The following is a 12,779-nucleotide window of genomic DNA, read 5'->3' as shown; positions in this document are numbered from 1 at the left end:
CCTGGGCCTTTAGAGGGTTAGCTCGGCGACCGCCATGGTGAAGGGCAGTGCCGCGTCTCGGAAGGCGCAACCCAAATGTATGCGTTGGAAAATCAGCCGTTCACTTAGGAAACCAGATGATGAACAAGATGTCAGTAAACCGTGCAGTGACTGGGAAGGCGGAGACGATCTACGCCCTGGTTACCCCGGCACTGCTCCTGGATCGCGGGCGGCTCGAGCGCAACGTCCAGAAACTGGATGAGCGCGCCAAGGCGCTGGGCGTGGTGCTGCGCCCGCATATGAAGACGGCCAAGAGCATCGACGTGGCGCACTGCGCTTTTCCCGGCGAACCAGGTCCGATCACCGTTTCGACCATAGCCGAGGCGGAGTATTTCGCAGATCACGGTTTTCGCGACATAACCTACGCGGTAGGCCTATCACCGGCATCGGCAGGGCGTGCCATGGAGCTTTGTCGCCGCACCGGCGCCGACGTGAAACTGCTGCTGGATTCTGTCGAGCAGGCCGATGCCCTGGCCGATGTGCACGAGGCCACTGGCGTTCAGCCAACCGTTTTCATCGAGCTTGACTGCGATGATCATCGCGGCGGTCTCAAGCCAGATGATCCGAAGCTGCTTGAAGTGGCCGACAGGGTCGTCTCGGCCGGTGCAAGGCTTGTCGGCGTCCTCGCCCATGCGGGCGAGTCTTATGGCCTGAACACACCCGAGGCGTTGGTCATAGCGGCGGAGAACGAGCGAGCCGCAACCGTGCGCGCTACCGAAATCCTGCGTGCACAAGGCCACGCCTGTCCCATCGTCAGCATAGGCTCGACGCCGACCGCTCATTTCGCCCAGAATCTCGATGGCATCACCGAGTTGCGTGCTGGGGTTTATATGTTCTTCGATCTTGTCCAGCATGGGATTGGCGTCTGCGCCCGTGAGGATATCGCGGTTTCCGTGTTGGCCACGGTGATCGGGTCCAAGCCCGAAAAGGGCTGGGTGCTGGTCGACGCTGGATGGATGGCACTCTCACGCGACCGGGGCACAGCAAATCAGCAGATCGACCAGGGCTACGGCGTTGTCTGCGACGAGAAGGGCAGGGCGCTTGACGACGTGATCGTGGCCCAAGCCAGTCAGGAGCACGGAATTCTTGCCATCCGTCCCGGATCTGGAAAGTCGATGCCAGACCTGCCGCTCGGATCGCGCGTCCGGATACTCCCCAATCACGCCTGCGCCATGGCCGCTCAGCATGAGTTCTACAGTGTAGTAAACGGGGACAGCCCCGTGATTGAAGCGCGCTGGCAGCGGATGCGCGGCTGGTAAGCCCACGCGACTACTCCCCGATACTGCGGCATGAAGGACCTTGTTGGATGATGACGACCCTCGCACACCTGTCCAGCAACGGCCATCTGGACAAGTTCTTTATTGATGGCAGATGGGTTGAGCCACGTGGCGCCGCTCGCGGCGCCCTGGTGAACCCGGCTACGGAAGAGAATGTGTGCCAGGTCCCCCTCGGCGATAGCGATGACGTTGACGCGGCCGTCGCGGCAGCAAGAAAGGCGTTCGCCAGCTGGAGCCACAGCGAGCCCGCCTCCCGAGCGGCTTTGCTCGATCGCCTGTGGGCATTACTGGAGGCGCGGGGTGAACTGCTAGCACAATGCATGAGCCTCGAAATGGGCGCAGCGATTGGCTATGCGCGCACCGCGCAGGTGCCCCTGGCGATCGCCCATGTGAAAGTCGCCAGCGAGCTCCTGGCGACGTTCTCCTTCGTCAAACAACGCGGTCAAACCGCCATCGCCCACGAGGCGATCGGCGTCTGCGCCTTGATCACGCCATGGAACTGGCCGCTGTACCAGGTCACCGCCAAGGTTGCCCCGGCGCTTGCGGCCGGCTGCACCGTAGTGCTAAAGCCCAGTGAGCTTTCTCCGCTAAGCGCTCTGCTGTTCGCCGAGGCGATCGAGGATGCCGGCTTCCCCGCCGGGGTTTTCAACCTCGTGCAAGGTGACGGTCCTGGCGTCGGTGCGGTTCTCGCCTCCCATCCGGATGTCGACATGATCTCCATTACCGGCTCCACCCGCGCGGGCATTGCTGTGGCCCAGGCGGCAGCGCCGACGGTCAAGCGTGTCGCGCAGGAACTCGGCGGCAAGTCGCCAAATGTGATCCTACCCGATGCCGATCTCGATCGCGCAATTTCCCTGGGCGTGGCCGCCGCCTTCCGCAATCTAGGGCAGTCATGCAGCGCCCCGACGCGCATGATCGTGCCACGCGCGCGGCTGCCGGAGGTTGAGGCAATCGCCAGGAGGGCGGCAGCTCAAATCGTCGTCGGTGATCCGCTTTCTGGGGCTACCACGCACGGCGCAATCGCCAACCGCGCCCAATTCGACCGCATTCAAACCATGATCGGTGTCGGCATTGCTGATGGCGCCAGGCTCCTCACTGGCGGACCGGGTCGGGCGGGCGATCTGAACGTTGGGCTCTTTGTAAAGCCGACTATCTTTTCCGACGTTCATACGAGCATGCGCATTGCCCAGGAGGAAGTCTTCGGGCCGGTTCTCTGCATCATCCCCTACGATACGATCGAGGAGGCGGTGACCATCGCAAATGACACGGTGTACGGCCTGGGCGCCCATGTGCAGGGTGGGGATATGGATGCGGTCAGGGATGTTGCGACGCGGATCCGCTCCGGTCAGGTGCATATTAACTACCCAGCCTGGGATCCGCACGCTCCGTTTGGCGGCTACAAGCAGTCCGGAAACGGACGTGAATATGGTCTTGAGGGCATGTTAGAGTATCTCGAGATCAAGTCTATCCTAGGCTACTTCTGACCGGTCCCATTCGCATCGGAGATCGCGGACGGTCTGCACCAGCGTCACGACAGCGCCATGTTGAACGGCGGGCCCCTCCGTGGACCTCCACAGGCGCGTTTGTGCCAAGCAGGTGCCTAGCCGATTTATTGCTGACGGTGTGATCCGCTTTTTCCTCGGCCTAGTATCAATCGTGCCAGATCATCGCAGCGCGCCAAGGACCGCCGCGGTGATCGTGTCGGTCTTGTCCTTGCCGGGCACGGTGCCGACTCCGCCTGCAGTAACCGTTTCAAGCGCAGCCATTACGCGTGAAGCGGCGACCGTCTCGCCGAGATGCTCCAGCATCATCGCGCCGGACCAGATGGCGGCCATCGGGTTGGCAATGCCAAGATGGGCGATGTCTGGCGCCGAACCGTGGACTGGTTCGAACATTGAGGGCGCGGTGCGGTCCGGATTGATGTTGGCGGACGCAGCAAAGCCCAGTCCCCCCTGAATTGCGGCGCCCAGATCGGTCAGGATGTCGCCAAACAGGTTGGAGGCCACGATGACATCGAGGCTTTCAGGCGACATGACCATGCGCGCAGCCATGGCGTCGATGTGGTAGCTGGAGACTTCCACATCGGGATAGTCTGCCGCGACCTTGGCGGTGATCTCGTCCCAGAACACCATGGAATGCCTCTGGGCGTTGGATTTCGTTACCGACGCGAGCTTGCCACGGCGCGTGCGGGCCTGCTCGAAGCCGAAACGCAGGATGCGTTCGACGCCCTTGTGGGTAAAAATGGACGTTTCGACAGCGACCTCATCGCTTGTCCCCTGGTGCACCCGTCCCCCGGCACCTGAATATTCGCCTTCGGTATTCTCGCGAACGCACAGGATATCGAAATTGTCTGACTTGAGCGGTCCCTGAACGCCGCGCAGCAGCCGGTGGGGACGGATGTTGGCGTATTGGACGAAGGCCTTGCGGATCGGTAGGAGCAGGCCATGCAGGGAAACCGAATCCGGTACCTCCGCCGGCCATCCCACAGCGCCCAGCAAAATGGCATCGAATGCCCGCAGCGTTTCGATGCCGTCGACGGGCATCATAGCCCCGGTCTGCTCGTAGTGGGCGCAAGACCAATCAAATCTAACGCTCTCGAGTTCGGCACTGGTGCCAGCCGCCGAGAGGACCGCCCATGCGGCGTCCGTGACGGCGGGACCAATTCCATCTCCGGGGATCAGGGCAATGCGGTGCGTGTTCATGGTGCGTCTCCTCAAGCCAGCTGGTTGGCATCAGGCTAGTGGAGTAGAGAAGTTTTCTCTGCTGAATTGCCCCCGGAGTTCCGGCGAAGATTTTGATTGTCGGCTTGTATTGAGTTTTGCGTTGATTGCCCGTCGCCCAACCCTCCGTGCGCCGCCGGTAATGCGCTAGCCTGGCTGACGGTTGAGGTGAATTTCGCGGCATTGTCATGAAGGCCGGATATGTCGGCGCGTAGCGACACCAACGAAGCACCAGAGTTTGCGTAATTGCGCGAGGACTAATCGTCGGCCGTGGGGAGGCGGTATAATCGCCTTTGATGACCCATTCCAACGGGATGCAACACCGTAGCGCCATTCATCTTCAATGAAAAATGCGGCGCTAACTCCCCTATCATTCCATGACGCTTGCCCTGCGGCGCCCCTGTGGCGAGCGGCAAGGGCCGGCACTACCGAATTCAACAAGGGCAGGCCCGCGTCCGCGGTCCTGTCGAAAGGACGGAGGAACATCATGAATGCAGTGGCAAAAATCGGCTTCCTGAGCGACGCGGACCTGTTCCGCCAGCAGGGCCTCGTTGGCGGCGCCTGGCGCGATGCCGCCAGCACATCGGTGGTCGACGTTGTTGATCCGGCCACGCTCAAGGTCTTGGGCACCGTTCCAGATATGGGCATCGAAGAGACGCGCGCCGCAATCGCCGCAGCCGAGGTGGCCTTCAAGAGCTGGAAGAAAAAAACCCATGCCGAGCGCGCGGTACTGCTGGAACGCTGGCATGACCTGGTGATTCAGCACCAGCAGGATCTGGCGCTGCTGCTGACGCTTGAGCAGGGCAAGCCGCTCGCCGAGTCCGCGGCGGAAATCCGTTACGGCGCGTCGTTTATCAAATGGTTTTCCGAGGAAGCCCGGCGCATCAACGGGTCGAGTATTCCCTCGCCGGGTGCGGATCGTCGTATCCTTGTGCTGAAAGAAGCGATTGGTGTCTGCGCCATCATCACGCCGTGGAATTTCCCCAATGCGACAATCACCCGCAAGGTGGCGCCGGCACTGGCGGCCGGCTGTACGGTGGTGATCAAGCCATCGGACTTTACACCCTTTTCGGCGTTGGCGCTTGGTGTGCTGGCGGAGCGGGCCGGCATACCGCCAGGCGTCATCAACATTGTCACCGGTATGCCGGGCGAGATCGGCAAGGAATTGATGGCCAATGAAACGGTACGAAAGATTTCCTTCACCGGATCGACCCGCGTCGGTTCGCTGCTGATGAAGGGGGCGGCGGACAGTATCAAGCGGCTCAGCCTCGAGCTGGGCGGCAATGCGCCGTTCATCGTGTTCGATGATGCCGATGTCGATCTGGCCGTCGAAGGGGCGATCAACTCCAAATTCCGCAATGGTGGGCAGACCTGCGTCTGCGCCAACCGCATTTTGGTGCAGTCGGGCATCTATGACGCGTTCTCAACCAGGCTTGCAGCCCGGGTCGCAGCGATGAAGGTGGGTCCCGGCACCGATGAAGGCGTCGAAATCGGCCCCATGATCAACGCCCCGGCGCTTGAAAAGATCGAACGGCACATTGCCGACGCTCTGAGCAGGGGCGCCTGTATCCTGGCGCAGAGCGAAACCATGCCCGACGGCAAGCAGTACGCTCGTCCAACTGTGCTCGGCGAGGCGACAACGGATATGCTCCTTGCCTCCGAAGAGACCTTTGGCCCGGTGGCCCCGCTGTTTCGCTTCGAGACTGAAGAAGAGGCCATCGCCATCGCAAACGGCACACCCTTTGGTCTCTCCGCCTATTTCTACACCGACAACTTCAAGCGTTCCTGGCGCGTTGCCGAGGCGCTGGAGTTCGGCATGATCGGGCTCAATACAGGATCGATTTCCACCGAGGTGGCGCCGTTTGGCGGCGTGAAGCAGTCTGGCCTGGGCCGCGAAGGCTCGCAACTCGGCATCGAGGAGTATCTCGAGGTCAAGGCGCTGCATATCGGCGCGCTCAACTGATGGTCAGGTGGCCTATGAGATCGGTCGCCGCAACTCTCCACGAAAGCCGGAGGAACCGAGGCTGCATAACTCGTTGATCGAACTCGACCGCGCCCGCACTTTTTGGGGCTACCGTTGACCAAACGTTCGAGGAAGGGCATGCGGGTAGCGGTGAAGGATTGACCCCGGCGCGTCCCGCTCGTTGAGTGGGCGCTGCCGGTACGTCGCAGCGATCCCTCGTTCTCTGAACTTGCATGGCGGCGGCCGGTCGATGTCGTGTTGTCGTTGGCTGGGCTTCGGATCCTATACCAATGAGAGTCACGACACGTCTGGGTTCAGCGCGCCCTTCTTTACCAATGATGCCGTCGCCGCCCCTTTTGGTGGGATGAGGCCCGTTCGATCGGGACCAGCGCTGACGATATTTCCTCCTCCACTGAAGTGGCGATCATCGGGGTGGCTCTACGAGTCTCAACGCTGATCTTGTCCTTGCAACGGCCGGCAAGCGTTGCCCGGTCCAGCTGGGCAGCGGATCGCCAACCACATGCTCGGCAATGGCTGGGGCAAAACCGTCTACAGCGAACTGAGCTTCCATTCGCTCCCGCATTTAATGGAAGCCCTAGTTCCTGCCCCTGGCGCTTCGGTACTATAGCATGCTGGACAAATAGGATCAGCGATGATGCCCCACGCCGTTACCGCGGATCGAGCAGCTTGATCTGGAGGTCCGCCCAGTGCTCAGTGAAGGCCACCCGTGCCGTCTCATAGTGGCGGCTTCTGAGGCTGCTGATAAGCCGCTCGTGCTCTGACGCCATCTCCTCGGCCGTGCCGTAAAAATCCTGCCGCTGGACGAGGAGAAGCTCGATCTCCCCTTCGAGCCCTGAATAGGTGCGCATGAGGCGCGTGCTCCCGCTCGCCGCGACAATGGCGCGATGGAAGTCGCGGTCTGCGGTAACCAGCGCGGACTTGTTCGAGGACAGGGTCGAGGTATGCATGACCTGGACTGCCTCAAGCGCCATGGGCGGAATGACCCCGGTCAGCACGATCAAACGGATGGCTTCGCCCTCTATGGCGCCGCGCACGCGCGTAATGTCGACAATGTCGTCCGGCCCGAATTCGGGCAGCATGAACCCGCGGTTGGGGATCTGGCGCAGCAAGCCCTGGGTCACGAGCGCCTGGGCCGCGGTGCGGTAGGTGTGCCGTGAGGTCGAATGCTCGTGGCACATCCTGGCGTCGCGAAGAAACTCGCCGGGCCGGAAGTCCCCCGACAGGATCCTTCGTCGCAAGTCCTGCACCAGGATCTCGACGGCGCTAAGGGGCACGGGTTCGGCGTTGGCGTCGAGATCCTGAACTTGCTTCATGGCCCTGGTCGTTGATGATGCTGCGCGCGCAGGTGTTGGTACCGCTGCGCCGGCAATGGATACTCCTAGGTCTGCACCGCCCGCAGGGCATTGTCGACACCTTCGAGCAGACGCCCGGCATTGGCCGAGGTGAAGACAAGCGGGGGCCTGATCTTGAGAATATGGGCGTCGGCCCCTGTGGCGGAGATGAGAATGCGCTGGTCGCGCAGAGCATTGACGGCCGCGAGCGCACGATCCATGTCCGGGACTTTTCCGTCGCGATCCTTGACGAGTTCGACGGCAAAATAGAGGCCCGCCCCACGCACATCACCGACGAATTCGAATTTGTTCTGCAGCTCGCGGAGGCCGTCGAGGATTTGACTGCCAACCCTGGTGGCGTTGTCCATCAGATTCTCTTCGAGGATCGTGTCGAGCACGGCCCGCGCAGCGGCGATGGCGACGGAATTTCCGCCAAACGTGTTGAAGTAGCGCATGCTGGCCCCAAATTCGGCAACCAGTTCGGGCCGCACCACCAGACCCGCTACGGGGTAGCCGTTGCCCATTGGCTTCCCGAGAGTGACGATATCCGGATCGACCTTGTGGCGGGCGTGTCCCCAAAGGTGGGTACCGGTCCGTCCGAAACCGGATTGCACCTCGTCGGCGATGAAGAGGCCTCCGGCCTTGCGGACGATGTCGGCCACCGGCGCCAGCACGTCGGTGGGATCGACATACAGACCATCGGAAGAGAAGACGGAATCGGCGATGAATGCGGCCAAGCCGTCGCCGTGCCTTTCAAGGTCGGCAATCTGCCGGGCAACATCCTCCGCCATCCGCCGGCCGATTTCGGCGACGGGGAGGCGATAGGAATCTGGCGCAGCCACGGTGCGAAGAAAGGGATCGAGGACCGACTTCTTGCCGAGTGATGGCGAGATCGCCGCCACCGCGCCGCTATTGCCGTGATAGGCCTCGGCCGAGACAATAACGCCGGTCTTGCCCGTGTGGTAACGGGCGATGCGCAAGGCAAGATCGTTGGCTTCCGAACCCGTGCAGGTGAACATCGCGCATCCGGTGCGGCCGAGTTCACCACCGAAGGTGCCGATCAGAGCTTCGGCGTAGTCCAGAAGGGGCTCCTGCATGTAGCGCGTGTGGGTGCAGAGCGTCTCGAGCTGCTTCTGGATTGCTGCGACGACGCGCGGATGTGCGTGTCCCAGCGATACCACGTTGTTATAGGCGTCCAAATATTCATTGCCATGCTTGTCATAGAGAAAGACGCCCTTGGCACGTGAGATCTGCACCGGCGACTTGTAGAAGAGCCGATAAGCGGGGCCGAGCAGCCTCTGCCGCCTGGCCACATGCGCCGTATCTTCACTTGGGAGGTGGGCCGCATCCTGCGGATTGAAGCCATTCGCCATGTCGCCACGGAAGCCCTTGGGCAAGGTAGTCGCTTGCTCGGACATTACGGTTCCTCTCGGGTCAGAAGGTCTGATATTTGTGCGGTCGACATCGCGTTGAACCACTCCAGGTGAGCCCACCCCGCTTCGGTGTTTCGCAGGATGTAGCGGCTGTTCTCTGGAAAGAGCTGGGCGCGCCAGCAGGTCAGAAGCGCGCGCACGGCAAGTCGGCCCTGTGCCAGGAACGGGATGAGTTGGAACTCCTCGTCCGTCAGTTCTGCGTGGCGGAGATAGCCGCGCAGAACGTCGCGCGGTTCGTCGAAGAGGTCACGCCGGTTTCGGTGGTCGAAGGTTTTGGGCATCTGATTCATCAGAGCCGTGGAGACATCGACGGCGATGGCAGTGCGAACCGCATCGCCGAAGTCGATGACGCCAGTCAGGAACTTTGGGCTGGCCTGATCAACAACCAGGTTCGACGTATTGAAATCGTTGTGGAGCACCTGCCGCCGGCACAGGTCGAGCCGCGGCTTGATCTCTGCAAACCGCTCCAGCGCACGGACAGTCCATGCGCGCTTGCCCCCTGCTGGAATGAAACTCATTAGATCGGAGAGATCGAGCAGATGGGTCACGTCCCAGGCCAGTGCCCGACTGTCTGCTGGATGAGAAAAATCGGCCATGGCGTGGCGTAGTTTCGCCAAGACCTCGCCGATCCGTTCGCGCTGCGGCCCGGTGGAAACTGTCCGGTCGAGCGGGGTGCCGGGGAGAAAGGTGATGAGCCGCGAGACACGCCGCTCGCCGGCATTCGTCATGACGAAGGGCAGATCCACGCCGTCGACGTCACGATGTGCGCGGGGGATGGGCAGATCCGGGGCGCGCTTGGCGATGTGGCGCAGCAGGGTGACCTGGAAATTGAGTTCTTCAACCCTCTCCGATGGATGAGCGATCTTGAGGACGAACTTCCCCCGGTCCGCACAGTCGAGGAGAAACGTGTCGTCCTTTTCGGTCTCAAAACGCGTCGCCGAGCCGCGAATATTATAGAGGCGTTCAGCGATTACTTCGGCCTCTGCCGCGCCAACGGGATGGCAGGCTTCGGAAAGCTCCGACGCGCGGGCCGGATTGGTCTGTAGATGATGACCCATTTTCTACTCAATGCAGGTGCCGCCGAACGAGGTTCGACGCTGCGTGGTTAGTGTGCAACATCAATTTTGTACAACAATTTTATCCTGGGTACAAGGCGCAATGCTAACTGTGCGTGGTAGGGCGCTCGTTGCATTCGAGGCAGTCGGGCTCCAGGGATCGTAGTTGGCGCTCCCATGCGCAACGCAAGACCAATGCGGTCAAACGCTGAGCCCAGCTACGAGTGTTGTACAATCGCGCGAGAGAAGAAAGAGCCGGAAGTGGTGCAAGCGCCGGGCCGCCGTCCGGGCTCGCAGGCGCCTTAGCGACAGATTCTGCCTGAGAAGTGGCCGAAATCGGAACAATGCACTTCAGGCGGCGAACGTTCGGAGAGTTATGCTCCGCTCTTCGTACAAACATGACGCGCCGAGAGCGGCCAATCTGGGTCGTCAATTTGAAAGGATCGCACGCCATGACCAAATTCAGGCCAAAGTACATCACCTTCGACTGCTACGGGACGTTGACCAATTTCGACATGGCCGGCGCCGCGCGGCGCGTGTATTCCGAGCGTCTCTCACCCGAGGCAATGGCCAGCTTCGTCGAGGCTTTCAGGGGCTATCGCCTGGACGAGGTCCTGGGGGCATGGAAGCCTTTCGCCGAGGTAGTTCACAATGCTGTGGAACGCAGCTGCAAGCGCATTGGTATCCAGTTCAGGGCCGAAGACGCGCAACGCATCAGCGACGAAGTGCCGACCTGGGGCCCGCACCCGGACGTGCCAGCAGGACTCATCAAGGTGGCCAAAGAAATTCCGTTGGTGATCCTGTCGAACTCGATGAACAACCTGATCATGTCGAATGTGGAAAAGCTCGGTGCGCCCTTTCACACCGTCATCACCGCCGAAGAGGTTGGCGCCTACAAGCCGCTGATGAAGGGCTTTGAGTATATGCTCGACAAGCTCGGCTGCGGTCCCGAAGACATCACCCACGTATCGTCCTCTTTCCGCTACGACCTGATGCCGGCCTATGATCTGGGGATCAAGAGCAAGGTCTGGGTCAACCGCGGCCACGAACCCGCCAATCCATTCTACGAATATACCGAGATCAAGGATATCGGCGGACTGGCGGCAGCCGTGGGTTTGGAACCTGCCCTAAAGAGCGCCTGAACCTGCGTCGGCGGCCTGCCGTCTATTCGGGAATGGGGGCGGTCCGTCCGCCCCCCTTTTTGCGAATCGCAAGGTGCCGCGACAGCCGCCGTCCGCGGCTGCCCCGTTGAGCTGAGGCTTGAAACGGATCGACTTCGCCATCCCGCCGGCTGGACATCGCACTGTCGAAAGCCTGGGACTGTGCAGGTCTCTTCGCAGAAAAATGGGCTCGGTGATGATGCCGGGGCCTGCCTTGCACCCGGGGACTGTATCGCGCTGGGCGCAAAGACTCGACCCGATGCCTGGCCCACTGGCTGTGTGTGCACCCGTCTATTCCGCGCGGCTCGGCTGGGTTGGGGGAGCGATTACGTGAAGAGAGGACGCCTCGTGGCCCCAGCCGGTTTCGATGCCGGGGCAGGGTAACGCATGCTGCGGAGTGGCTGAGAGAAGGATGCACTCGATCTTGCGTGTAGGCCAATTACCTGGCCGAAGAGGCTGCGGCGGTTCGCGATCACTTTAAGGCGTGACCCGCAAGGCCATAGAACCAAGGCTCGTCCTTCCCGCGGTTGAGGAAGCGACGCCCCTTGGACATAGTGGTGACCACCTCGGCAATTGAGAGCCCGCACAACTCAAGAAAGGCCGGGTAGGGACCGTCTCCTTGGCGCGAAGAAGCACGAGTATCTAAGCGAACAAAACTGACCCTTGAGAGTTGCGGTGAGGTGGAGTGCGTCCTGGTCTGCCACCGGGCCGTCGACGTAATCGCGTCCGAAATCGCGCTTCATCGAATAGTCGACGATTTTGGCCCTCGCGCCGCAGGCAAGCGCGACAAACCGTCGGCGCGGCGGGACCTTGAAGCCCTTGGCGCTGTCCACAGATTGATGACTCCATTGTGAACGTGCTGCACTTTTGCTGTGCACCCGCAGTTTCGGCTCTGCATAGCCAACACTAGCGAAGACATGGCCAAGGCACGGCCTCCGTCGCGACCTTGGATATCGGTGGATGGACTACCACCTCGACCAGCTGGCCCAGCATGTCGACGACGATGTGGCGCTTGCGTCCCGCAATCTTCATTCCACCATCGAAACCCCGAGTTCCGCCTGCCGATTGGCCGCAACGCCGGTCCTTGGACTGGCTTCCCACCCCTCTGTTCCCGCGCCGCTACGACAAGGGGTTGTTTACTGCGTTCGACGGAAATATTTCTGCAGTGGAGGACGTTAGTAAATCTTTGGCAAGGAGCCGCCGTGTGCAGTCCGCTGATGCGATGTAAGCAGCTCCGTCACGATCTCGCGGGGTCCGTACCGCGCGGACCTATGAGGTAGGCCTATCACGGCGCGCAATCAATCCCATGCCAGGCTTCACAGTCCCAAGGGAAAACGCCGAGCGGCCGTGATCTGTGCGACTATCTCCACCTGTACACAAAGCAGTCCACTGGATATCATACAACCCCAGCAATTTGCGAGGAACGCATGAAAACTGAAGCCAAGCCCAAACTGGCCCGATCCGCTAGCCGAGTTTATGATCGTGTCCAACAGATGGCGATCACTTATGCCTTCAAACCAGGTGAACGAATCAATGAGGTTGAGCTTGCAGCGAAACTGAACGTAAGTCGCACTCCGTTGCGGGAATCACTAAATCGGCTGGTGGCCGAGGGATTCCTGGTGGTAAAGCCTAACCTCGGTTTCTTCCGCCGGTCTCTGGACCCCGAGGAAGTATATCACCTCTACGATTTGCGCTGCTCACTAGAGATCCAATCCAGCAAACTGGCAGCAGAACGGGCAACCGATGAGGCTCTGGAAAGCTTAATTCAAATGGTGTCGGC

At 61.1% G+C, this 12,779-nt stretch carries 9 protein-coding genes and 1 pseudogene; 5 read left to right on the top strand and 5 right to left on the bottom strand.

Annotated elements, in window-relative coordinates; translation table 11 throughout:
* Nucleotides 1–119 precede the first annotated feature (119 nt).
* Nucleotides 120–1,298 (top strand): alanine racemase, encoded by a 1,179-nt coding sequence (locus IH615_RS04840; RefSeq protein ID WP_291360393.1) that lies wholly within the window; start codon nucleotides 120–122, stop codon nucleotides 1,296–1,298.
* Between the two features lie 47 nt (nucleotides 1,299–1,345).
* Nucleotides 1,346–2,800: an aldehyde dehydrogenase family protein gene (locus tag IH615_RS04835; RefSeq protein ID WP_291360266.1), complete on the top strand. Its 1,455-nt coding sequence runs from the start codon at nucleotides 1,346–1,348 to the stop codon at nucleotides 2,798–2,800.
* Between the two features lie 180 nt (nucleotides 2,801–2,980).
* Here IH615_RS04835 and IH615_RS04830 read toward each other — a convergent pair whose 3' ends face one another.
* Nucleotides 2,981–4,018 carry a tartrate dehydrogenase gene (locus IH615_RS04830; RefSeq protein WP_291360265.1) on the bottom strand — a complete coding sequence of 346 codons (1,038 nt, stop codon included), beginning with the start codon at nucleotides 4,016–4,018 and terminating at the stop codon, nucleotides 2,981–2,983.
* A gap of 505 nt (nucleotides 4,019–4,523) precedes the next feature.
* On the opposite strand from IH615_RS04830, the gene IH615_RS04825 reads away from it, so the two are divergent.
* Nucleotides 4,524–5,999: an NAD-dependent succinate-semialdehyde dehydrogenase gene (locus tag IH615_RS04825; protein WP_291360391.1), complete on the top strand. Its 1,476-nt coding sequence runs from the start codon at nucleotides 4,524–4,526 to the stop codon at nucleotides 5,997–5,999.
* Nucleotides 6,000–6,667: 668 nt separating this feature from the next.
* Here the strand turns inward: IH615_RS04825 and IH615_RS04820 are convergent.
* The 3 genes from IH615_RS04820 to IH615_RS04810 all read right to left on the bottom strand — a co-directional run bounded on the left by IH615_RS04820 (nucleotide 6,668) and on the right by IH615_RS04810 (nucleotide 9,842).
* Entirely contained in the window at nucleotides 6,668–7,333 is a 666-nt protein-coding gene (locus IH615_RS04820) for a GntR family transcriptional regulator (protein ID WP_291360263.1), read from the bottom strand.
* 65 nt (nucleotides 7,334–7,398) lie between these two features.
* Entirely contained in the window at nucleotides 7,399–8,769 is a 1,371-nt protein-coding gene (locus tag IH615_RS04815; protein ID WP_291360262.1) for an aspartate aminotransferase family protein, read from the bottom strand.
* Nucleotides 8,769–9,842 carry a phosphotransferase gene (locus IH615_RS04810; RefSeq protein ID WP_291360261.1) on the bottom strand — a complete coding sequence of 358 codons (1,074 nt, stop codon included), beginning with the start codon at nucleotides 9,840–9,842 and terminating at the stop codon, nucleotides 8,769–8,771. The genes IH615_RS04815 and IH615_RS04810 overlap by 1 nt, the downstream gene beginning before the upstream one ends.
* Nucleotides 9,843–10,291: 449 nt before the next feature.
* Here IH615_RS04810 and IH615_RS04805 point away from each other — a divergent pair, with 449 nt between their 5' ends.
* Nucleotides 10,292–10,981, top strand: coding sequence for a haloacid dehalogenase type II (locus tag IH615_RS04805; RefSeq protein WP_291360260.1), 690 nt, complete (start codon nucleotides 10,292–10,294; stop codon nucleotides 10,979–10,981).
* 899 nt (nucleotides 10,982–11,880) lie between these two features.
* Here IH615_RS04805 and IH615_RS04800 read toward each other — a convergent pair.
* A pseudogene (locus tag IH615_RS04800) lies at nucleotides 11,881–12,061 on the bottom strand (IS5/IS1182 family transposase); the annotation flags it as partial.
* Between the two features lie 365 nt (nucleotides 12,062–12,426).
* Here IH615_RS04800 and IH615_RS04795 point away from each other — a divergent pair.
* The coding region (locus tag IH615_RS04795; RefSeq protein ID WP_291360258.1) for a GntR family transcriptional regulator at nucleotides 12,427–12,779 on the top strand (353 nt) is incomplete at its 3' end.

Source organism: Devosia sp. (assembly GCF_014860165.1).
GTDB lineage: Bacteria > Pseudomonadota > Alphaproteobacteria > Rhizobiales > Devosiaceae > Devosia.
This window is presented reverse-complemented; position numbering and strand designations above follow the sequence as displayed.